Origin of the sequence: Photorhabdus hainanensis, from assembly GCF_018448965.1 — a bacterium.
Lineage (GTDB): Bacteria > Pseudomonadota > Gammaproteobacteria > Enterobacterales > Enterobacteriaceae > Photorhabdus > Photorhabdus akhurstii.
Genome location: NZ_RCWD01000023.1, coordinates 12,442 through 33,184 on the forward strand (window position 1 = coordinate 12,442; position 20,743 = coordinate 33,184).

Consider the following 20,743-nt stretch of genomic DNA (forward strand, 5'->3'; position numbering starts at 1 on the left):
TTGGCTGACATTGAAAATCTGGTATCAGAAAACGTTGTCTGGCATCCGCATCAATTGACCAGAACGCAGCGGGAGGTTGAAAATGGACATCCTGCATTGGTTATTTGGTTCACTGGTTTATCGGGTTCAGGGAAGTCCACTGTGGCAGGGGCCTTAGAACAGGCCCTGTTTCAACGGGGAATAAAAACTTATCTGCTTGATGGCGATAATTTGCGTCATGGCCTTTGTAGTGATTTGGGTTTTTCCGAACAGGATAGGCAGGAAAATATCCGCCGTGTAGGTGAAGTGGCCAATCTGATGGTCGATGCGGGTTTAGTCGTGCTGACGGCTTTTATCTCTCCTCATAAAGCAGAACGGCAAAAAGTTCGTGAACTGCTGGAACCAGGGCAATTTATTGAAGTTTTTGTCGATACGCCGTTGGAAATTTGCGAATCTCGTGATCCGAAAGGATTGTACAAAAAAGCCCGTGCCGGTGAAATTCGTCATTTCACGGGGATTGATTCAGTCTATGAAGTTCCCGATAACCCGGAAATTTATCTTGCAGGCCAACAACCCGTTGAAGCCTCCGTGGCCCAGTTGCTGGTGGAATTGGAAAAGAACGGCATTATACGCTCAAGGATTAATCACGGATAACGTCAACAAAAAGCACATTATTGCGTTTTCAGTGATGTGCTTGTGTAAAATAACTGCATTCGACTATTTTTCTCCTACCCTGTTTTGTGATAGTAGCGTCATTCTTTGAGTTATGGGATGATTGACAGATATTTCAGGGGGCGGAAATGGGTAAACTGACGCTACTATTACTGGTTTTACTTGGATGGTTACAGTATTCACTGTGGCTTGGTAAAAACGGCATTCATGATTATGTGCGGGTTAAGAATGATGTTGCGATGCAAGAGCGTAATAACAGCAAACTTAAAGTGCGTAACGATCAGTTATCGGCAGAAATTGATGATCTTACTGGTGGACAGGAAGCTATCGAAGAGCGATCCCGTAGTGAATTGGGAATGATCAAACCGGGTGAAACTTTCTATCGTTTAATCGTTGATAAATCTAAAGAAAATACTTCGCGTCCCTCGACTCCAAATAATACTCAATAATTAAAATGAACAATCTATTACTTCATTCCTGTGCTGATATTATTGCTTTGGTACCAGCAGCGGGTATTGGTAGCCGAATGAATTCGGATTGCCCAAAGCAATATCTGTCTATTGCCGGAAAGACCATTATTGAGCACACCTTGGCTGTATTACTTGATCATCCCCGTGTTCAGCATGTTGTGATTGTTTTAAATCCCACGGACACACAGTTTCAATCCCTTGAGGTTGCATCCGATTCGCGCATTACTACGGTAGTTGGCGGTGAACAGAGGGCAGATTCTGTACTGTCTGGTTTAAATCATCTGACTCATTTGACTGGCAGTGATAATTGTTGGGTTTTAGTGCATGATGCCGCCCGCCCTTGTTTACATCATGACGATCTTGAACGTTTACTACAGTTGGCAGTAGCAGATGAACAGGGAAATATTGCATGTGGTGGTATTCTGGCAGCGCCGGTCCGCGATACGATGAAACGTGGACGGGCTGGTCGACTTATTGACCATACAGTAGAACGGCAAGATCTCTGGCACGCACTGACTCCGCAGTTTTTTCCATTGATGTTACTAAGGGATTGTTTGTCAAAAGCACTTTCGCAACACGCTAATATTACAGATGAAGCTTCCGCACTGGAATATTGTGGTTATCAGCCGGTGTTGGTTAACGGGCGTTCGGACAATATAAAAGTCACGCGCCCTGAGGATTTGGCATTGGCAGAATTTTATCTGTCCAGAAAATAAAGGAACAGACATCATGAGGATCGGACACGGTTTCGATGTACATAAATTTGGTGGTGAAGGGCCGATTATTATCGGTGGTGTTCGTATTCCTTATGAACAAGGGTTGTTGGCGCATTCTGATGGCGATGTCGCTCTCCATGCGGCAACGGATGCTTTGTTAGGTGCTGCGGCATTGGGCGATATCGGGAAATTATTCCCAGACACTGATCCGGCGTTTAAAGGGGTGGATAGCCGTAAATTATTGCGCGAAGCCTATTCACGTATCAGAGAAAAGGGTTATCGGATTGGCAATCTGGATATTACGATTATCGCTCAAGCACCCAAAATGCTGCCGCATATTCCACAAATGAGAGTCAATCTGGCAGAAGATCTGCAATGTCACATTGATGATATCAATGTTAAAGCCACAACTACCGAGAAATTAGGATTTGTTGGGCGTAAAGAAGGTATTGCTTGCGAAGCGGTTGCTTTGCTGGTTAAGGAATAATTGATGGTATTGGCTGAATTAAATTGGCTGTATGGGCAACCAGAAGCGACGGGGATACTGAAAGCCGCGCCGGAAGATTTTATTGTCTGTGAAGATTTGGGATTTTCTCCTGATGGGGAAGGCGAGCACTTAATGGCGCACATCCGTAAAACGGGTTGTAATACCCAATTTGTTGCAGATAACCTCGCTCGTTTCGCTGGTATACCGTCTAGATCGGTTAGTTATGCTGGTTTAAAAGACCGTCACGCAGTGACAGAGCAGTGGTTTTGTTTGCACTTACCGGGCAAACAGGAACCTGATTTTGCCTCGTTTCAGCTTGAGGGATGTGAAGTTCTGACGACCGCTCGTCAGAAACGTAAACTGCGCATTGGCGCATTGAAAGGAAATTCATTTACGCTGATTTTGCGGGGAGTCAGTCATCACCAATTTGTTGAAAACAGACTACAGTTGATTCAGCAAGGTGGCGTGCCTAACTATTTTGGTGAACAGCGTTTTGGTCGGGATGGGCAAAATCTGATTCAAGCGCAGCGTTGGGCAAATAACGAAATCCGAGTAAAAGAGAGAAATAAACGCAGTTTTTATCTGTCAGCCAGTCGTAGTGCTATGTTTAATACGGTAGCTAGTGCACGGATTGTTCTAAAACAGCAGAAACAGGTAATGAAGGGTGACGCCTTACAATTAACAGGGCGTGGGAGTTGGTTTGTTGCTGACGAAACTGAATTGCCTTTATTGCAACAGCGGGTGATCGATGGAGAATTACAGATAACCGCTCCGCTGCCTGGTGATGGTGAATTGGGAACACAGCACCAAGCTGCGGATTTTGAACGGCAATATTTACAGCCCTATGAATCATTGTGGGAACTTATCAAGCGTGAAAGGGTGGATGGTTCCCGTAGGGCGATTCTGGTGCAGCCTCAGAATCTGAGTTGGCAATGGCAAGATAATGACACGGTGAAAATCAGTTTCTGGTTACCCGCTGGCAGTTTTGCCACCAGTGTGGTCAGGGAAATTATCAATCAGGATCAAAATAATGTTACGAATATTGTTGAGTAATGATGACGGCGTAACCGCTCCAGGGATTCAGGTTTTAGCAGATGCGTTGCGGAAAAATTATCATGTGCAGGTGGTTGCGCCTGATCGTAATCGGAGTGGCGCATCTAACGCATTGACCCTTGATCGTTCATTAAGTGTTAAGACGTTGGAGAATGGTGATATCTCAGTGTTGGATGGCACACCGACGGATTGTGTCTATCTCGGCGTTAATCGTTTGATCCTTCCTCGCCCTGAAATTGTTGTTTCTGGTATTAATCGTGGCCCCAACCTTGGGGATGATGTGATTTATTCCGGTACGGTTGCCGCTGCGATGGAAGGGCGCCACTTGGGATTGCCGGCATTGGCTATTTCACTTGATGGCGAATTGTATTACCAAACAGCGGCAGAAATCACATGTCGTTTACTACAAATGCTACGAACAACGCCTTTGAGAGCGGGTAATATTCTGAATGTGAATGTTCCTGATTTGCCGCTTGAGCAAATTAAAGGATTTCGGGTAACACGTTGTGGTAGCCGTCATGCCGCGGAAGAAGTTTATTCTATGCAAGATCCTAAAGGCAACATGCTTTACTGGTTGGGGCCGCCGGGAGAGAAACATGATGTTGGTCCTGAAACAGATTTTGCGGCGGTGGAACAGGGATATGTATCTATTACGCCATTACAGGTAGATCTGACTGCGTATAAAGCGCAGGCGTTAGTAAGAGATTGGTTAGCTAAAGCTGAGGTTGATGGAGAATGCTGAGTCGGGCAATGAAAAATTTGCTGACACAATTACGCCAGCAGGGAATAAAAGATGAACGTTTACTGGCGGCTATTTCCGCCGTGCCTAGGGAACGTTTTGTCGATGAAGCACTGGCACATAAAGCGTATGAAAATACAGCTTTGCCTATTGGTCATGGGCAAACGATTTCTCAGCCTTATATTGTCGCTCGTATGACTGAACTGCTTCAGTTAACGCCTGATGCTAAGGTTTTGGAAATTGGTACCGGCTCTGGTTATCAGACGGCAATATTAGCGCATTTGGTCAAACATGTTTTCTCGGTAGAACGAATCAAGGGTTTACAGTGGCAGGCTAAACGGCGGTTGAAACAACTTGATTTGCATAATGTTTCAACCCGTCATGGGGATGGTTGGCAAGGATGGCCGTCGCGTGGGTTATTTGATGCTATTATTGTGACCGCGGCGCCTCCGTATATCCCACAAGAATTGATGCTTCAGCTTACGGATGGGGGAGTTATGGTTTTACCGGTGGGTGAGCGTACACAAATTCTTAAATCCGTGAAACGTCATGGCAATGGCTTTCATAGTGAAGTGATCGAAGCTGTACGCTTTGTGCCCCTTGTGCAAGGGGAACTGGCTTAAGTTCATAGTCTGTTGCAACTATTTTTCAATTAATGGTTATATTTGCTTTAATAAGCGAAATTACTTTCGTTTTGGAATTTTTTTGGTTATGTATAACCTTTAGAACTTATTAACTTTTACGCTTATCTTTGCCGTTATGGGGGAAGGAAATATGAATTCGGGAAGCCCAATGAAAAAAATACAGCGGATCGTAACGTGTTTATTGATGGGAGTCTGGTTAGTCGGTTGTACAAATACGCCAACTCGTCCTGCGCCTATCACCAGTATTGATCAAAAACAAAGCAGAGGGAGTCATCATCCGGTAATATATTCTGGCAATTCTGCTATATCTACGCCGATGCCATCTTCACCTTCATCAATGGGGGGGGCTGATAGCAATTCGCAGGAGAGAATTGTTTATAACCGTGATTATGACAGTATTCCTAAGGGCAGCTATAACGGCAGCACTTATACAGTCAAACATGGTGATACTCTGTTTTATATCGCTTGGATCACCGGTAATGATTTTCGTGATCTTGCGAGCAAAAATAATATTTCAGAACCTTACAGTCTGACGGTGGGGCAGACTTTGAGGACCAGTAATAGCGGGATGTTAACCGCTCATAACCATAATCAAATGCAAACGGCCCTGGTTGATTCTCAATCAACTAATGCGTATCCTGCAAATTCCGGGATACAAAAGAGTGTAAAAATGTTGCCAAGGGCAACTACGTCAACAGTAAACAATACGTATTTAGAATCACCGACGACAACCGCGAGCAGTGGAAACAGTGTTGTTAGCAGTTGGATGTGGCCGGCTGAAGGTAAAATGATTGAAAGTTTCTCTGATACCCAAGGGGGTAACAAAGGGATTGATATCGCAGGCAGCAGGGGCCAGTCAGTATTTGCAACAGCGGGTGGTCGAGTTGTCTACGCCGGAAACGCCTTACGTGGATATGGAAATCTGATAATTATAAAACATAACGATGACTACCTGAGTGCCTATGCTCATAACGATACGATGTTGGTTCGAGAGCAACAAGACATCAAGGCGGGGCAAAAAATTGCCACTATGGGTAGCACGGGTACCAGTTCTGTAAGATTACACTTTGAAATTCGTTACAAGGGAAAATCCGTAAACCCGCTGCGTTATCTTCCGCAGCGATAAACTGGGCAGAATGCTGAATTCTGCCTGCATTATCATGGGTAGGGGCAGCTTATGAGCCAAAATACGCTGAAAGTTAACGAGTTGTATGATGATGCGGATTTAGATGAAAGTGGTATTGAAGCTGACGACTTCGATGAGAAATTATTGAAGAACGATGAGGATGATCTAACTGATTTTGAGAATGATTTAGATGTATTGCAGGGCATGAACCAGCGGGTTCTTGATGCAACACAACTTTATCTTGGCGAGATTGGTTTTTCTCCTTTGCTGACGGCGGAAGAAGAGGTTTTTTTCGCAAGGCGGGCATTACGTGGTGATGTTTTGGCCCGCCAGAGAATGATTGAAAGTAACTTGCGATTGGTTGTTAAAATTTCTCGTCGTTACAGTAACAGAGGCTTAGCTCTTCTTGATTTGATTGAAGAAGGTAATCTTGGCCTTATCCGTGCTGTTGAAAAATTTGACCCGGAGCGCGGGTTCAGGTTTTCTACCTATGCAACATGGTGGATTCGACAAACCATTGAGCGGGCGATTATGAATCAAACCCGTACTATTCGGTTGCCAATCCATATTGTTAAAGAGCTCAACGTCTACTTGCGTACAGCAAGAGAACTTGCCCATAAATTGGATCATGAACCTAGCCCGGAAGAGATAGCAGAACAACTGGATAGACCGGTTGATGATGTAAGCCGAATGTTGCGATTGAATGAACGCATCATTTCGGTTGATACCCCTATTAGCAGTGATTCTGATAAAGCGTTATTGGATGTTTTATCGGATGAGAATGAAAGCGGGCCGGAGGGAACAACACAGGAAGACGATATGAAAAAGAGTATCGTCAAATGGCTGTTTGAGTTGAATTCGAAACAACGTGAAGTATTAGCGCGTCGTTTTGGTCTTTTGGGATATGAGGCTGAAACGCTGGAAGATGTGGGCAAAGAGATTGGTTTGACAAGGGAAAGAGTGCGTCAGATCCAGGTCGAAGGTTTGCGACGTCTGAAAGATATTATGCAAACTCAAGGTTTGAATATTGAAGCGTTATTCCGTACTTAATTGTTGAGTAGTTTAACTACTTGGGTTCTGAAGAGCTGTTGTCCCTGTTTTTGCACTATTGGTGCTTGGTATTATCAGGTTCTTCAGTACCCGGTAGGATTTCCCTAATTTTGTCTTAGATGATGATAGTAAATTTTAATCAAAGATTTCTGATATTTAAATTACGGTGGTCGACTAATTTAGGGCACTTCATTATCCTCTTCCAAATAGTTTGCCTTTTCAAGGGGACAAGTTCATCGTTATCGCCGGATAGTTCTACTCTTATTTTCGTTTGAATATAATTGATATTAATACACCACATTATATCCGGCCTCTCGGGATTAAATTCATTTCGTCTGTTTATTGCCAGCATAATTCCATCTAAGCCACGGATGGCTTTTAAAGTCTCACTGTGACTTGTAAAGGTGTTGCGTATAGTGCGGCGGCTGAGTATGATAATTGTACCGAGCAGCACTGTTCAGCGGACGGATATGATTAAGAGTTTTAAACATAAAGGGTTGAAAAAGTTTTTTGAAACAGGTTCTACAGCCGGTATTAATGCTATGCAAGCTCCAAAAATTGCTACTCGTCTTGAGGTGTTGAATAGAGCTGTAAAAATTGAAGATGTAGATATCCCAGGCTTTTTTTTACACCCACTTACAGGAAACCGGAATGGTGTGTGGTCTATTACTGTGACAGGGAATTGGCGAATCACCTTTGAGTTGTATGATGGTGATGTCTACATTGTGAACTATGAGGATTACCACTAATGGCTATGATGTATAACCCCCCGCATCCCGGAATATTAGTTAAAGAGGCTATGGAGGCTCTGAATTTGAGCGCCAGAGGCTTGGCTAAGGCACTGGGTGTAGCACCATCAACTGTGCAACGCTTGGTTGTTGGCAAGTCTGATGTTTCGCCAGAAATGGCACTGAAATTGTCTGTCGTTATTGGCAGTTCACCTCAAGTTTGGATGGGAATGCAGGTGGACTATGATTTATGGCAGGCAAAACAGCATATCGATGTGTCTCATCTTCATCGATTGCAAATAGCTTGATTGACATATTTCAATGTCCCTGATTCTGAATCATCTCAATTGTTTTGTCGTTGGTCTGAAAGGTGAGTATTAGCTCACCTTTTTTTAATCAGTATCTCAAATTACAGGAATGCCACTGTGGAATTTAAAATCGCTATCTGGATTTTGAATCAACTCAGCTTCAACACGACCAAAATAGTTCACTCGCTCGGTAATATCTTCATTAGCAATAGATTGCGCTAGTGAAAGATAGTCCTGGTAGTGACGTGCTTCTGAGCGCAGCAGCGAGATATAAAATTTACTCAGATCTTCATCCAAATGAGGGGCTAGTTTGGCAAAACGTTCACAAGAACGCGCCTCAATATAAGCGCCGATAATTAGCTTATCCACCAATGTATAAGGTTCATGGTTGGTGATATGGCTAAGCATGCCTTTAGCATAACGGCTGGCAGTGATGCTTTCATAGCTGACATCGCGTGCGTCCATGATTTCTAGCACTTGATAGAAGTGATGTAACTCTTCTTTAATCAGCAATACCATTTTATCAATCAGATCCTGGCTATAGGGTGAATTAGCTTTGGCGGTAATCTGTTTGGTCGCTTGGTTTTGACCTCTTAATGAATTGAGATCGCCAATTTTCTTGTAAGCAAAATCTTCATAAGGTTTAAACCATGCCAGAAGTGTATCCTCACTTCGCTGATCTACGGCATACTTGCGGATCAAAAACATAGCGCTCTGTGCTGCTTTCAGCTCGCATAACAGATGATCCCGTAAAAGCACAGGTAAATTTTCAGGCTGCTTTGCTTTATCTACCCACAAATCCGGGGTTTCACATTGCAAAAAACGGTATATCGGTTGTAAAAGGTTTTTGTCAAACACGTTCTTACACCATGTCTTTTAGTCGATAAATCCATTCTAATGCTTGACGCGGAGTCAGTGAATCTGGATTAAGATTTTCTAATGCTTCAACCGCCGGTGATGTTTCTTCTGTTAATAGCGCAAGTTGCGGTGTATCGACATGACTTGCCGTTGCATGGTTGGATAGCGATTCCAGCTCTTTAAGTTTCTGACGCGCTCGTTTAATCACTTCGCGTGGAACGCCAGCGAGAGAAGCAACTGCCAACCCGTAACTCTTACTGGCTGCGCCTTCTTGTACGCTGTGCATAAATGCGATGGTATCGCCATGCTCTACCGCATCCAGATGAATATTAACCACGCCTTCAAGTTTTTCCGGCAATGTGGTCAGCTCAAAATAGTGAGTGGCGAACAAGGTCATTGCTTTAATGCGGTTTGCCAGATTTTCTGCGCACGCCCATGCTAAAGAAAGGCCATCGTAGGTTGATGTCCCTCTGCCAATCTCATCCATCAATACCAAACTTTGTTCTGTCGCATTGTGCAAGATATTGGCGGTTTCGGTCATTTCGACCATGAAGGTTGAACGACCGGATGCCAGATCATCGGAAGCGCCTACACGGGTGAATATGCGATCAACTGGGCCAATAACCGCTTTTTCCGCTGGTACAAAGCTACCGATATAGGCCAGAAGTGTAATAAGCGCTGCCTGACGCATATAGGTACTTTTACCGCCCATGTTTGGACCGGTAATAATCAGCAGACGCCGCTGTGAAGATAAAGAAAGAGGGTTTGAGATAAATGGCTCACTCAGAACCTGCTCAACAACCGGATGGCGACCACCGGTGATTTGAATTCCCGGTTTATCGCTCAATGTTGGGCAAACATAATTCAGGGTTTCAGCGCGTTCTGCCAGATTTGCCAATACATCAAGTTCAGCCAGTGCTTCGGCACTGGTTTGTAATTCGGCCAAATGAGGCAGCAGCAGATCGAATAATTCTTCATAAAGCGCTTTCTCTATTGCCAGAGATTTCCCTTTAGAGGTCAGAACCTTATCTTCATACTCTTTTAGCTCAGGGATGATATAACGCTCAGCATTTTTCAGTGTCTGGCGGCGGACATAATGAATTGGCACCAGATGGCTCTGTCCTCGGCTGACTTGAATATAGTAGCCATGAACGCCATTAAAGCCGACTTTCAGAGTATCAATACCCAGTTTTTCCCGTTCACGGATTTCCAGTTGTTCCAGATAGTTACTGGCGCCATCAGCCAGTGTGCGCCACTCATCCAGTTCACTGTTATAACCCGGTGCGATTACGCCGCCATCCCGAACCAATACCGGAGGGGTTTCTACAATTGCTCTTTCAAGTAATTCCTGTAATTCATCAAACCTGCCGATATTTTTCTGCAATTGCTTGATATAGGAGGAATCTGAGGAGTCCATAATTTGGTGGATATCCGGTAATTGCTGGAATGCATGGCGCATTCTTGCCAGATCCCTTGGTCGAGCGGAGCGTAGAGCCAGGCGTGCTAACACACGTTCGAGATCGCCTATCTGTAGCAAAAATGGCTGCAACTCCAACCCAATCTCCTGCAAGGTAGAGATAGCTTGTTGACGATTTTCTAATATCTGGCGGTCCCTGACAGGGGCATGCAACCAGCGTTTCAACATTCGGCTACCCATTGGGGTAACACATAGATCAAGGACAGAAGCGAGCGTATTATCTGTACTGCCAGACAGGTTTTGTGTCAGTTCCAGATTACGGCGGGTTGCGGCATCCATAATAACCGTATCTTGCTGACGTTCCATCGTAATGCCACGGATATGTGGCAGCGCCGTGCGTTGAGTATCTTTGACGTATTGCAACAGGCAACCAGCGGCACGCAGAGCGAGAGCTGCTTTTTCCACACCAAAACCGACGAGATCACGGGTACCAAATTGTAGGTTCAATTGCTGTTTTGCGGTATCCAGCTCAAATTCCCATAAAGGGCGACGGCGCAGGCCATGAAAATTTTCAATTAGAGCCATATGCTCAAAACTTTCAGGATAGAGCAATTCAACAGGGCGGCTACGTTGCAATTCAGCGGCTATCGTTTCCAGCTCTGCCATTTCAGATATTTGGAAGCGGCCAGATGTTACATCCAGTGTGGCATAACCAAACCCTTGATTATCGTGCCAAATAGCCGCCAGCAGGTTATCCTGCCGTTCCTGTAATAGTGCTTCATCTGTCACGGTGCCGGGGGTAACGATGCGGACGACTTTACGTTCAACCGGGCCTTTGCTAGTGGCGGGATCGCCAATTTGTTCACATATAGCGACCGATTCACCTAATTGAACCAGCTTAGCTAAATAGTTTTCCACTGCATGATGTGGCACACCTGCCATAGGGATAGGATTGCCGGCTGATTGACCTCGTTTGGTCAGGGAAATATCCAGCAATTTTGCCGCTTTTTTGGCATCGTCATAAAACAGCTCATAGAAATCTCCCATTCTATAAAACAGCAGAATATCAGGGTGCTGCGCTTTAAGACGGAGATATTGCTGCATCATGGGCGTGTGAGTGTCGAAGGTTTCTGTATTAATCATGCAGTGGTCTTAGTTAAGTTTGTGAATCAATTCTTTCGTTATGGTATCGCACCAAGCTTTAAACTTACACAAGTAAAATCTGGAAGCAATTCGCAAATTTAGTTGTAATTTTGGTCTGGTTAATTTGGCTGTGTGTAGAAGATAAAGCTGCGTTGCCGAAGTGGTTGAAAGAATTTCCCAATGTTGACTGGCTTTTGCTTTCTAATACAACGATATTATCGATGAGATGACTGCTCAAAAAATTGACACCTCAGCAACCAGTGGTTTACTATTTGTAATATTGTTACACCAAGGGTGAATCTATGTCATCAAAATTAAACTGGCTTTTGCAAAACACTACGCCGGGCTCCTTAGTGTTGCAATCTTGGCTAACAAAGCACAGCATCAGCCCCTCTTTGGCGAATAAGTATATGAATAGCAACTGGCTGCAAAAATTGCGAGCCGGGGTGTATGTACGAACAGGACGTGAGCCTGAGTGGAGTGATGCTGTGCAATGTCTGCAAAATCAGCTTTCTATCCCGGTTCATTTAGCGGGACTTACCAGTCTGGCGTACCAAGGCCGTTCTCATTATCTACAGTTAAATCAGCAAAAGATCTGGCTCTATGTGGAAGACAAAGCTGCGTTGCCTAAATGGTTTAAAGAATTTCCTGATATTGACTGGTTTTTGCTTTCTAACCAAAAGTTATCCCTACTTGATGAGAAATACCTGACAGAAGTTGAAATCAAAGGAAACCAGCTAAAAGCCAGCACGCCTGAATTAGCTGCTTACGAAGTTTTAGATGCTGTGCCTGTATCGTTTTCTTTTGAACATGCTGCGGAGCTTTTCCAAGGTTTGATTAATCTCAGCCCGCGTAAAGTGGAAATACTTCTTCATTCCAGTCATGCGATCCAAACTAATCGTCTATATCTTTTTTTAACCGATTATTATGCTCACACATGGGCTAAACGTGTTGATAAAACTAAAGTTGACTTAGGGGCAGGGAAGCGTCAAGTCGTGTTAGGAGGAAAGTTGGATAAGCAGTATCAGATTACGGTTCCGGAACAGTATTTGAACAATGGATTATCTCATGGATAAATATCTCCATATTATCGACAAGTTGTGTTGTTGATGAGTGTACTGCCTGTGGTAGCAACAGAGAGCTGTTTTGCGTTGAAAGGTGGGACGGCGGTTAATTTGTTTGTTGATCATAAGTAAGATATTTGACAGGAAATTGAAAGATAATTATGGGAAAAACTTGGACTAAATGGGAAGTTATGGAGATTCAATTGTAAATCCTTTTCAGTATTTGAAAGGCAGACCGAACGAGAATCATGCTTAGTCTGCCACCTGATTTTACTAAGCTCAATCAGTTTGACCTGCCTATTCAGACTCGTTATCGAATAACTTACCTTGCAGGCGATCCAGTTCCTCCTTTCGAATACGTTTCACTACGCTGTAAATCCATTGAATAGAAACACCAAACTTACGAGCCAGGTCATGATGATTTTTACCGTTAAATTCGTTGAAAATCTCACGATCACGGAGGCTGACTTTCCAAACCATGCCCATAGGAAAATAGACATTCTGACCGCCCCAAACCTGCATCATATGGTTCGCAACAGCTTCACCAATTTGATCGGCTAACGCAGGCTCAACATGGATTATTTCACTGACCGTGCAGGCTGTATGCTGTGCCAGTTCGACCAGCAACTCAGGACCTTTGCTACGAAAGTTATTCACATCATTCATACTTTTTCCTCGTGACACGGTTCTGCCACTTCTTCAGTTTTTCAATAATGCTGCTGGCTTGGTCTGAATCTAACCACTGTAAACCATCAATATTCGTTTTACGCTTAATCCAGTGAGCTAAGGCTTGTTCAGAATTATTACGAACAATACCTATAGATGCCATTTCCAGCCACAATGCACGTATCTTCTTTGATTGGGGATGACTATCTAATGGACGTGATGTTTTGGATTTCCTAAAGGATTTAATCTTAAAACCGCGCTTTTTCATAGCTTCCAAAACGCGAGTTAACTGCGGGATATCCATTTCCCGCGTAGAGGTTTTTCCGGTTTCTGAAAATAACATCTGGCGATACGTATCCTCGTCTAGTTTTAGATCACTACGTGCAATATGAATAAGCTGAATAAGTTTCTGTTTTGCCATCTTATTCATCCTCTGCTATGTACTCTTGAATTAAGTAAACCAGAATAGCCAGTATTAACTTGATACTACTGAACTTGGCTTTTCGGTATAAGGCGTTTTATCCATGTGTGGTCTCCAATGGCTGTAAATCCCATGTTGACACAGATACACCGTATTGCTGACTGCAATGTGGACAAACCAAGATTAAATCAACAACCCACTCACCAAATTCAGGAGTCTGAATAACCTTGGCTTGTTTTAAGTTCATTTTTTCAACAGGTTGTTTGCAGTGATTACATGTTATTTTCATAAGTATGTTCCTTACTTAATTTTCTGTTCAAATAGGATAATTGAAAAATTTTCTTTACCTGAATTAATTGATATTTCATTAATATCTTTTACAACAGCTTTATTTACAGAATTATGGGGTGTAGGAAGCCGCTGCAGCTTTAAACATAATTTTTCTTTTTGCCATGTTTAATTACCTGTTACTTAATAAATGTGTTTATTAATACCAATATGTTTGCTTCTTTCCTTCAATAAGGAAACCTTGTTTTTAACGTGGACCGAAAATCAAATGCCGGACTTAATATTTCCAAGACTTCCATTTCTTTGTTTATGGTATGTTCCATTCTTGCTGCAACCAACTTGAAACCAATAAAACCAGAAATTATCCGAATATGTGTTTCTATTTTTACGACCATAACCTAGCAGCCCATCTGCTTCCTTGATATAGGCGGCAATAAACATCATACCGCCCAATGATTATTGGGCAACCTTGCGGGTTGATATCGATTCGGCTGACAGTGAATCTTTGTGTTGATAGTTTATTAATTGCATATTTAACTTGTAATAAGGCAGTTTTAATATGAATATTGTTAAGTAGAACTTTTTCTTATAATGATATCTTTAGCTAACACTGCGAATAATATTGGCATCAACCATAGGTATCTCATTAATTGCAGCCATGTTCATAGCTGCAATAATCAAGTTTCCGATAGCTAATGGATATAATAAACTAACAGTTTCTTTACCACTATGCCGACTAAGACATAAACGGTCACGGATAGCACCAATAGCGCTATTATCTAAAATCTTGTTAGTCTTCATGCCTACGCGACCAAATTTAAAATCCAGAAATGTTTCCAGATAATCATTAAGAGGAAATAAATTAACAACTTCACAACGTTGTACTACTTCACGAACCTCTTGATTACGTTCAGATAGTTTCAATTCCAGTTCAGGCTGACCAATCAAAATGATCGATAACAGTTTTTTAAATCCATCTTCCAGTTCAAAGAATCGTTTAAGGTGTTTTAATGTCGGTAAAGGCAACGAGTGTGCTTCTTCTATTATTAACACATGTTGGTAGCCAGCCCGTGAACTGTCTTTCAATATTTTGTGCAACTGGCGGAAGCGTGCTTCAGGCGATCGTTTCAAGTTTTCCAATGGCGCTAAGGTATTCACAATAGCTTCAGCAATGTTTGATGCTTTCAAGGTCTTACCTTTTACATCATTGTCTTCCATTGCTAATACATAGGGTTCAATAACAATAACGGGGGTATTTTCCCTGTTAATACGGTCAATAAGGTCACGACGCAGTGTCGTTTTACCTGAACCCGATTCCCCTGATACTGCCAGAAAACCACCATAGCGGGCTGTTTGATACATGGCTTCCCGCACATAACGGCTATCTGGAGTCACAAAAACATCTTCAGCACTTTGAATTGCACTATCTTCAAATGGATCACGAAATAAACCAAAGTGCTTTTTCGTAGCTGGAAATAACACTTGTTTTTTTAGTAACATGATTTCCTCCTCAGAAATGAGGGTTGTATTTTTATTATCGGTATAGATATCTGATTGATTGGTTGTTTGTACCACCTCAAAACTTTTTGCAGTATCAATACCTCTTTTTGCCAAGAAATCAGTAATACGCTGACGAATTGCACTTGCGTTCTGTCGTGGCCATATATTGTGGTTAACAATTTGAGCCAACGCCGCCGCTGAAATTCCTGCCGCACTTGCTGCTGCACTTTGCGTTAACTGATGTGCCTGTAACTGCTGTTTAAACACCAGCATAATAATCCCCCGTTAAGCGGCTATCTTTATTTCTGCATATGCCATTGATAATAAGAGATAGCAACATCACTCCCTGGAAAAATATCCTATATACTTCCTACGTTATAATGAGTTTCACGAAAACAAATTGGGTCACTTTTATAAATAAACCTCAGTTGTATTTTGAATTGTCAATGAAAGTAGCGGATCATGAACTTTAATTGCCATTTTTCTTTTCCTTAATATACAGCATGAAAAACTAATTACCGTTAACAATATTACGTACAACAGTTGTTGATTGCCCCATGAATTCATCAACCAACTCATCAATTTGATCTGTTGGAACACCATTAGGAAAGCGTTTAACTATTTGCTGATAAAATTCACCACGCCATGTCTTACCATGTAATTGAAACCGTTCACGTAAAATTTTGACAACATCAACGGGGTTCATAAGCTGTTCGATTCGTGGACTATGTACCGTAGAGGCTTGTCCACGTTTTGGCATATACGTTGGTGCATCATTACGTTCAATATCCAAATATGGATCAAACCGACCATTGAGGGGAAGTGTTTTCAATTTACGTGCTATTTCAGTTTCAGCCGTGTTGTTTGTCCCCATGATTTTCTGTTCAACTTCGGCTAAATTACGTTGTGCAATTGTTTGAGGAATGGCTTGGAATTCACTACCAATTACAGGTGCGCCGATGGCAAAGCCGTACTCATCTTTAGTGACTTCATTAACAAGATGGAAAGCCTCAAAGCCATCTTCACCAGTAATGACTACCTGTGCCTCTTCGTCACGCCACGGATTGCGGGTGATCATGATAGAATCACCAACACTCACGCTAGGAACAGTACTGACGTTATACTCACGTCCCCTGAAAGATACTCGCAAGGTTGCCTGTACTTTACGGCTTTCTGGGGTGCTAATTGCCAATTCACGACAAATGTTAATGGCAGGTGCTTTTACTAACTGTTCCGCTGTGATTTTTAGCCAGCAATCTGTACGGGTTTGTCCATGTCGGCTATGTATTGCACTGCGGTTAAACTTCATACGCCATAGCCGTGCCAGGCGGTTAAGTTCATCAATATCATCAACCTGTCGAAAGCGTAAACCAGATTCGAAATTGCGTTCGATGATGTCACGTGCTTTTTCAACAGACCCCGTAGCACGGGCGTTACGGGCCTTGTGTTGTATCATTTGAATGCCTAGGGCCTTACACAAGTTACGTAGTGTAGGTGCTGTCAAAGCAGAACCGGGGTCAGTAAATAAAATTTGGGGTACACCGTGTAATACATCTGCGTCACCACGATCTTGCATTGCGTTAATCAACACAGAAGTAAAATTCTGACTGGTTTCACCGCCAAATAAGTATTCAACATATATCCAGCCACTTGTGTGATCTGTTAATTCAAACGACCAGACGCGATCATTAATGATACGAGCCAGATTTTTCGGCTTATTTTTATTAAATTCAGCCACAGGCATCATGCGTAACCCACTGTCACTTCTATTGTTTTTATTAGGATTTTTTAGGTAATACAGTACACAAATTGAGGCGTCTAATTCCCAGACATGATTGGGATGCAGGCTAGCCAATTGTAGGCTGGGCGCAGGCACTTTCAACTGTTCAGGATGAAGTTTGTACTGGCGCAATGCACGACTAATAGCGTCAACGGATAACGGAGAAAATTCGCCCGTTTCAGTATCAATATGGCCTGCATTAATCAGGCCATTTGAACGCAGATCATTAATGGCCTGTTCGAGGCTATATAACCGTTTCCCTGTATTACGAGTGGCTTCCATCAATACCCCTGAGATTAGAGTTGCTTCTTCACGTGTCAGTGCGCTATTACCTGCATCAGAACGTTTCTTGCGTGGCTTTTTGCCAGAAACTTCACCAAGTTTTTTAATCAATGTTGAACGTGACATACATAGCTCTTCACAAGCCGCCCGATATATTGCCTCTTTACTGCCATGTCCGGCTTTATGTGCTGCTTGTGCAATAGCAACTAATCGTTCGGTCATTGTGGTATTCATGTTATTGCCCTTATTTCTTCAATTTCTTTTCAAGCATTTTTTTCAATTCAGATTTATTCATGTGCCTCTTCCTTATCCATCCATTCTGGTCGTTCGAATCTTTCCTCTTCTGCTTCCGCGCCTTCTTTAGCCCAATCAGGAACAATGCTGTGTTCTCTGTACTCAGGCAGATTAAAGTGATTACGTAGGTTACGAATTTTGACTTCAAGGTCATCGAGTACTCCTGCCATAAACCCAATATGACTAATATCGGTGCGTGTGGTATGGTCATTAAGCGTTTCAAATCCATTGAAAAGATTGGTGATAGCGGCATCAATAGCAAAAGACAATGAATTAACCTCTTGTGTCAAAGCTGCACCTTCTTCTTCCGGTTTTTCATGATTGATTCGGCGCTGAAGTTTGTGCTGGATTTCAGATTTCTCCTCAATCAAACTACTAACAAGTTCCTTTTTTTCTTGTACCGTCTGACGTGAAATATCCAGATCAGCACGTGTATCACGCAGGGCTTTACGTAGTTCGCGGACAGACATGCGATCAATATCATCTAATGTCAGACCAGCTACAGTGCCACCTTCAGCCAATTCAGACAGTTCATCATCGTCTTCAAGCATCAATTCATACAGTTTGGAACGTCCCAAAAGCGAAAACGTTTTCGCTTTTGTTTCTAATCCAGGTGAAAGAAATTTGAGTGCAGCTTGTGCCATTTTTTGGGCAATACGGGGTTCCAGACCGAGTTGATCCTTAACGATGTTAACAAACTCGCCATGAGGTTCATTCTCTTTAAGAATAATGAGGCGCTTCCCAGCTTCTAACATCGCTTCAGCACTCTGAGCCATGTAGAAACGGGTTTCATGGACGATGCGATCACGTTCATACGGCAAACCATCACCAAACTGTTCCATGATTTGCAGACGGTGTGTTGTCATAGCGTTGAGATTGACCTGTAGATCGTCGGCAAGTTGAACATCTTCGGCCAGTTTTACTGATGTTGTATTTTTTGAGCGTGCCATTATATAAATCCCCTGTTAATTAATTTCTGCTACCAGCGAGAACGCGCTGATTCATTTCCGTAATTCTGGCTTGAGTGTTAGCCATTTCATTTGAGAACGATTGTGCTATTTGTAGTAATTGCATACCTGGTGCATATCTGCCGCTACTCAGTTTTTGCGCCAGCCCTTCTTCTATTAATGTATTTAGTGCACGATTAATATTTGCGGGAGATTCCCCCAGTAATTCCGCTAATTCACCATTACTCAGCCCAGACAAGGAATGACCACGTAGAGCCTTAAGAACCCGTAATATGCGCGTACCAGAACTGGAAACGTTAATTTTGCGCATGTCACATTCTCCCTTTTCAATATGTGATAATCTGTTACATAAAGTGATAAAATAGTTAGGCTAAATTTAAATGCCTAAACTTGGCGTTTTCAGACCTAGCTTTACAGCTATTTCATGGGCCTTTCCGTAATTAGCTTTGGATTGTCCATTAAGAACTCGGTATACAGCTTCACGGGAATACCCGTTCTCCTGTGCCCATTGGGTAATAGTGATGCCGTGTTGATGAAAGCGGCTTTTAATTTTCTCGGGTGTCATGCTATGGCCTCCGGTAATGCAATGATGTTTGTACAATACATGACATTATTGTCCCATTAATGGGACTTGTAAAGGGTTTTGGTGACAAAAATGTCTCTTGGTGAGAGATTAAAAAAAGAGCGTGAGCGATTGGGGTTTAGTCAGTCTGATTTCGCGGAGATGGTTGGCGCATCAAGAAAATCACAGATAAGGTGGGAAAAAGACGAATCTGCACCAGGAGCTGATGCTATAAGCCTTTGGGCAAAAGCTGGTCTTGATGTGTTGTACCTAATAACAGGGCAAGTTCAACAGTCAGCCTCTACCGCTTACAAAAACAGTGAGATAGATGCAGAATTACTGGGAAAAATTGTTCATAAACTAGATTCGATGGCACAACAGGCTAATCGCCGCTGGACGCCCGATGAACTCGTCCTGCAATCATCAAAAATATATAACTTTTTAATTAAAGAGTCGGTTGTCGATGACAGTAGAATTGACAGAGTATTAAAACTGGTTGTTAATCATTAAAAAATAAAGGATTTGCATGGACAGAAGAGATGAAGAATTACAAACATTAGCAGGACAAGTTTTTGATAGCCTTAAACAACTTCCCCAAGATGGGCAGGAACGACAGATAACCATCAGCGTTGGTGGCAATAATCATGGCTCTATTCATGTAGGTTCAGTCGTCAATATTAACCCCATGCCATCTCGCCCACGTGAGCTTCATGAAAGGGATAGTCGGGAATTACTTGCTATAAAACGAGAATTACTTATAAAAAATAAAGATGCTAAATGGCGTTATTACATCAATACACCTTGCCTGCTGTTACTTAGCCTCATTCTTATAGCATTCACGTTTGCCCTATGGAACGCTTATATGATGTTTTTCGGTGGAGGATTTACTAATGTATTGGTACTTAATGATAAGACATTGATAATCTTTATTTCTTGGGTCGTGTTGATAACGCTTTGTGGAAAAAAAATGGACAAGCACAGGAAGATAGAAAATAGAATAATAGATGAAAATCAGAATGTTATTGATACCATAGATGTCATCTTACAACGTAGAAATTCTTAAAAATATAGTTATTTTCTATTTCATATAAGGGTATGGACTGTGCGTAACTTATTAATTCCCACAATATTTCTTTTGGCGGGGTGTGGTGATGAGACAGAAAATAGCGTTCAGATTGAGCCTGAAAAATCTCCAGCCCCTGTGTTCTCAATAGCAACAGATGATCCCACTATCAATCAATTATTGCCAACTATTAGGAAAATGTGCCCAGGATTGGATAAATATGCTGATCAATTTACTGACATCACAGTTTACGAAAACAGTTATCCTTCACGCACAACTATCAAATTCCATATTGATGAAAATGCCAAACTTCTCAATGATTATATGGCTAATGGAAATAATTGTTTTCTTGATATAGAGGATAACGAAACAGTTTTATCTATATCTAAATCAGCTTGCCAATCTGTTTGTTTAGATCAACAGAATGTACCTAGTGGAACGTTGAAATTGAAAATTTAGAAACAA

The 20,743-nt window shown here is 42.4% G+C and carries 25 protein-coding genes and 1 pseudogene; 16 read left to right on the plus strand and 10 right to left on the minus strand.

The window, feature by feature from the left end:
* The 11 genes from cysC (at window position 1) to EAE92_RS14685 (ending at window position 7,972) form a co-directional block, all read left to right on the plus strand.
* A complete protein-coding gene (cysC, locus tag EAE92_RS14635) occupies window positions 1–633 on the plus strand; it encodes an adenylyl-sulfate kinase (protein ID WP_246545226.1) in 633 nt (210 codons plus the stop codon).
* A gap of 146 nt (window positions 634–779) precedes the next feature.
* Window positions 780–1,100: a cell division protein FtsB gene (ftsB, locus tag EAE92_RS14640; protein WP_214068595.1), complete on the plus strand. Its 321-nt coding sequence runs from the start codon at window positions 780–782 to the stop codon at window positions 1,098–1,100.
* Window positions 1,101–1,105: 5 nt separating this feature from the next.
* Window positions 1,106–1,837 (plus strand): 2-C-methyl-D-erythritol 4-phosphate cytidylyltransferase, encoded by a 732-nt coding sequence (gene ispD, locus EAE92_RS14645; RefSeq protein ID WP_214068596.1) that lies wholly within the window; start codon window positions 1,106–1,108, stop codon window positions 1,835–1,837.
* 13 nt (window positions 1,838–1,850) lie between these two features.
* Window positions 1,851–2,324, plus strand: coding sequence for a 2-C-methyl-D-erythritol 2,4-cyclodiphosphate synthase (gene ispF, locus EAE92_RS14650; RefSeq protein WP_011145090.1), 474 nt, complete (start codon window positions 1,851–1,853; stop codon window positions 2,322–2,324).
* 3 nt (window positions 2,325–2,327) lie between these two features.
* Complete coding sequence (truD, locus tag EAE92_RS14655; RefSeq protein ID WP_214068597.1) at window positions 2,328–3,377, plus strand: tRNA pseudouridine(13) synthase TruD; 1,050 nt, start codon at window positions 2,328–2,330, stop codon at window positions 3,375–3,377.
* Window positions 3,355–4,119, plus strand: coding sequence for a 5'/3'-nucleotidase SurE (gene surE / locus EAE92_RS14660; protein WP_214068598.1), 765 nt, complete (start codon window positions 3,355–3,357; stop codon window positions 4,117–4,119). Before truD ends, surE begins: the two co-directional genes overlap by 23 nt.
* Window positions 4,113–4,739, plus strand: a complete 627-nt coding sequence (locus EAE92_RS14665) for a protein-L-isoaspartate(D-aspartate) O-methyltransferase (RefSeq protein ID WP_036778033.1) — start codon at window positions 4,113–4,115, stop codon at window positions 4,737–4,739. Before surE ends, EAE92_RS14665 begins: the two co-directional genes overlap by 7 nt.
* 169 nt (window positions 4,740–4,908) lie before the next feature.
* The gene (nlpD, locus tag EAE92_RS14670) at window positions 4,909–5,886 is read left to right on the plus strand and encodes a murein hydrolase activator NlpD (RefSeq protein ID WP_214068599.1); all 978 of its coding nucleotides are present in this window, start codon (window positions 4,909–4,911) and stop codon (window positions 5,884–5,886) included.
* 51 nt (window positions 5,887–5,937) lie between these two features.
* A complete protein-coding gene (gene rpoS / locus EAE92_RS14675; RefSeq protein WP_214068600.1) occupies window positions 5,938–6,936 on the plus strand; it encodes an RNA polymerase sigma factor RpoS in 999 nt (332 codons plus the stop codon).
* A gap of 470 nt (window positions 6,937–7,406) precedes the next feature.
* Window positions 7,407–7,685: a type II toxin-antitoxin system RelE/ParE family toxin gene (locus EAE92_RS14680; RefSeq protein ID WP_036778064.1), complete on the plus strand. Its 279-nt coding sequence runs from the start codon at window positions 7,407–7,409 to the stop codon at window positions 7,683–7,685.
* Complete coding sequence (locus EAE92_RS14685) at window positions 7,685–7,972, plus strand: HigA family addiction module antitoxin (protein WP_214040375.1); 288 nt, start codon at window positions 7,685–7,687, stop codon at window positions 7,970–7,972. The genes EAE92_RS14680 and EAE92_RS14685 overlap by 1 nt, the downstream gene beginning before the upstream one ends.
* A 96-nt stretch (window positions 7,973–8,068) precedes the next feature.
* Here the strand turns inward: EAE92_RS14685 and miaE are convergent, their stop codons facing one another.
* Window positions 8,069–8,830, minus strand: a complete 762-nt coding sequence (gene miaE, locus EAE92_RS14690) for a tRNA isopentenyl-2-thiomethyl-A-37 hydroxylase MiaE (protein WP_214068601.1) — start codon at window positions 8,828–8,830, stop codon at window positions 8,069–8,071.
* Window positions 8,831–8,834: 4 nt separating this feature from the next.
* A complete protein-coding gene (gene mutS / locus EAE92_RS14695; protein WP_214068602.1) occupies window positions 8,835–11,390 on the minus strand; it encodes a DNA mismatch repair protein MutS in 2,556 nt (851 codons plus the stop codon).
* A gap of 302 nt (window positions 11,391–11,692) precedes the next feature.
* Between mutS and EAE92_RS14700 the strand changes: the two genes are divergently transcribed.
* A complete protein-coding gene (locus EAE92_RS14700) occupies window positions 11,693–12,466 on the plus strand; it encodes a type IV toxin-antitoxin system AbiEi family antitoxin (RefSeq protein ID WP_065390107.1) in 774 nt (257 codons plus the stop codon).
* Between the two features lie 33 nt (window positions 12,467–12,499).
* A pseudogene (locus tag EAE92_RS24665) lies at window positions 12,500–12,574 on the plus strand (hypothetical protein); the annotation flags it as partial.
* 177 nt (window positions 12,575–12,751) lie between these two features.
* Here the strand turns inward: EAE92_RS24665 and EAE92_RS14705 are convergent.
* From EAE92_RS14705 to EAE92_RS14740, 8 genes are all read right to left on the minus strand, one after another.
* Window positions 12,752–13,120, minus strand: a complete 369-nt coding sequence (locus EAE92_RS14705) for a Mor transcription activator family protein (protein ID WP_065389196.1) — start codon at window positions 13,118–13,120, stop codon at window positions 12,752–12,754.
* Window positions 13,113–13,541: a gp16 family protein gene (locus EAE92_RS14710; protein ID WP_214068603.1), complete on the minus strand. Its 429-nt coding sequence runs from the start codon at window positions 13,539–13,541 to the stop codon at window positions 13,113–13,115. The genes EAE92_RS14705 and EAE92_RS14710 overlap by 8 nt, the downstream gene beginning before the upstream one ends.
* 97 nt (window positions 13,542–13,638) lie before the next feature.
* A complete protein-coding gene (locus EAE92_RS14715) occupies window positions 13,639–13,830 on the minus strand; it encodes a hypothetical protein (RefSeq protein ID WP_040153038.1) in 192 nt (63 codons plus the stop codon).
* Between the two features lie 599 nt (window positions 13,831–14,429).
* On the minus strand, window positions 14,430–15,602 hold the full coding sequence (locus EAE92_RS14720; protein WP_214068604.1) for an ExeA family protein: 1,173 nt from the start codon (window positions 15,600–15,602) through the stop codon (window positions 14,430–14,432).
* 238 nt (window positions 15,603–15,840) lie between these two features.
* Window positions 15,841–17,625, minus strand: coding sequence for a DDE-type integrase/transposase/recombinase (locus EAE92_RS14725; RefSeq protein ID WP_214068605.1), 1,785 nt, complete (start codon window positions 17,623–17,625; stop codon window positions 15,841–15,843).
* Between the two features lie 53 nt (window positions 17,626–17,678).
* On the minus strand, window positions 17,679–18,635 hold the full coding sequence (locus tag EAE92_RS14730; protein WP_214068606.1) for a DUF3102 domain-containing protein: 957 nt from the start codon (window positions 18,633–18,635) through the stop codon (window positions 17,679–17,681).
* A 19-nt stretch (window positions 18,636–18,654) separates the two neighbouring features.
* On the minus strand, window positions 18,655–18,963 hold the full coding sequence (locus EAE92_RS14735; RefSeq protein ID WP_040153029.1) for a helix-turn-helix domain-containing protein: 309 nt from the start codon (window positions 18,961–18,963) through the stop codon (window positions 18,655–18,657).
* A 66-nt stretch (window positions 18,964–19,029) separates the two neighbouring features.
* Complete coding sequence (locus tag EAE92_RS14740) at window positions 19,030–19,218, minus strand: DNA-binding protein (protein WP_036777229.1); 189 nt, start codon at window positions 19,216–19,218, stop codon at window positions 19,030–19,032.
* Between the two features lie 90 nt (window positions 19,219–19,308).
* Between EAE92_RS14740 and EAE92_RS14745 the strand changes: the two genes are divergently transcribed.
* The 3 genes from EAE92_RS14745 to EAE92_RS14755 are packed head-to-tail and all read left to right on the plus strand — an operon-like array spanning window position 19,309 to window position 20,737.
* A complete protein-coding gene (locus tag EAE92_RS14745) occupies window positions 19,309–19,725 on the plus strand; it encodes a helix-turn-helix domain-containing protein (RefSeq protein ID WP_082111258.1) in 417 nt (138 codons plus the stop codon).
* Window positions 19,726–19,741: 16 nt separating this feature from the next.
* Window positions 19,742–20,278: a hypothetical protein gene (locus tag EAE92_RS14750; RefSeq protein ID WP_214068607.1), complete on the plus strand. Its 537-nt coding sequence runs from the start codon at window positions 19,742–19,744 to the stop codon at window positions 20,276–20,278.
* A 39-nt stretch (window positions 20,279–20,317) separates the two neighbouring features.
* A complete protein-coding gene (locus tag EAE92_RS14755) occupies window positions 20,318–20,737 on the plus strand; it encodes a hypothetical protein (protein WP_214068608.1) in 420 nt (139 codons plus the stop codon).
* Window positions 20,738–20,743: the final 6 nt, after the last annotated feature.

Excerpts from the sequence above, each read along its gene's own strand:
- EAE92_RS14730 (WP_214068606.1), bottom strand. The coding sequence starts at position 18,635 with ATGGCACGCTCAAAAAATACAACATCAGTAAAACTGGCCGAAGATGTT.
- EAE92_RS14725 (WP_214068605.1), bottom strand. The coding sequence starts at position 17,625 with ATGAATACCACAATGACCGAACGATTAGTTGCTATTGCACAAGCAGCA.
- EAE92_RS14720 (WP_214068604.1), bottom strand. The coding sequence starts at position 15,602 with ATGCTGGTGTTTAAACAGCAGTTACAGGCACATCAGTTAACGCAAAGT.
- EAE92_RS14745 (WP_082111258.1), top strand. The coding sequence starts at position 19,309 with ATGTCTCTTGGTGAGAGATTAAAAAAAGAGCGTGAGCGATTGGGGTTT.
- EAE92_RS14680 (WP_036778064.1), top strand. The coding sequence starts at position 7,407 with ATGATTAAGAGTTTTAAACATAAAGGGTTGAAAAAGTTTTTTGAAACA.
- EAE92_RS14715 (WP_040153038.1), bottom strand. The coding sequence starts at position 13,830 with ATGAAAATAACATGTAATCACTGCAAACAACCTGTTGAAAAAATGAAC.
- EAE92_RS14705 (WP_065389196.1), bottom strand. The coding sequence starts at position 13,120 with ATGAATGATGTGAATAACTTTCGTAGCAAAGGTCCTGAGTTGCTGGTC.
- EAE92_RS14665 (WP_036778033.1), top strand. The coding sequence starts at position 4,113 with ATGCTGAGTCGGGCAATGAAAAATTTGCTGACACAATTACGCCAGCAG.
- EAE92_RS14685 (WP_214040375.1), top strand. The coding sequence starts at position 7,685 with ATGGCTATGATGTATAACCCCCCGCATCCCGGAATATTAGTTAAAGAG.
- nlpD (WP_214068599.1), top strand. The coding sequence starts at position 4,909 with ATGAAAAAAATACAGCGGATCGTAACGTGTTTATTGATGGGAGTCTGG.
- truD (WP_214068597.1), top strand. The coding sequence starts at position 2,328 with ATGGTATTGGCTGAATTAAATTGGCTGTATGGGCAACCAGAAGCGACG.
- ftsB (WP_214068595.1), top strand. The coding sequence starts at position 780 with ATGGGTAAACTGACGCTACTATTACTGGTTTTACTTGGATGGTTACAG.
- EAE92_RS14700 (WP_065390107.1), top strand. The coding sequence starts at position 11,693 with ATGTCATCAAAATTAAACTGGCTTTTGCAAAACACTACGCCGGGCTCC.
- mutS (WP_214068602.1), bottom strand. The coding sequence starts at position 11,390 with ATGATTAATACAGAAACCTTCGACACTCACACGCCCATGATGCAGCAA.
- EAE92_RS14740 (WP_036777229.1), bottom strand. The coding sequence starts at position 19,218 with ATGACACCCGAGAAAATTAAAAGCCGCTTTCATCAACACGGCATCACT.
- surE (WP_214068598.1), top strand. The coding sequence starts at position 3,355 with ATGTTACGAATATTGTTGAGTAATGATGACGGCGTAACCGCTCCAGGG.
- ispD (WP_214068596.1), top strand. The coding sequence starts at position 1,106 with ATGAACAATCTATTACTTCATTCCTGTGCTGATATTATTGCTTTGGTA.
- EAE92_RS14710 (WP_214068603.1), bottom strand. The coding sequence starts at position 13,541 with ATGGCAAAACAGAAACTTATTCAGCTTATTCATATTGCACGTAGTGAT.
- EAE92_RS14750 (WP_214068607.1), top strand. The coding sequence starts at position 19,742 with ATGGACAGAAGAGATGAAGAATTACAAACATTAGCAGGACAAGTTTTT.
- ispF (WP_011145090.1), top strand. The coding sequence starts at position 1,851 with ATGAGGATCGGACACGGTTTCGATGTACATAAATTTGGTGGTGAAGGG.
- EAE92_RS14735 (WP_040153029.1), bottom strand. The coding sequence starts at position 18,963 with ATGCGCAAAATTAACGTTTCCAGTTCTGGTACGCGCATATTACGGGTT.
- rpoS (WP_214068600.1), top strand. The coding sequence starts at position 5,938 with ATGAGCCAAAATACGCTGAAAGTTAACGAGTTGTATGATGATGCGGAT.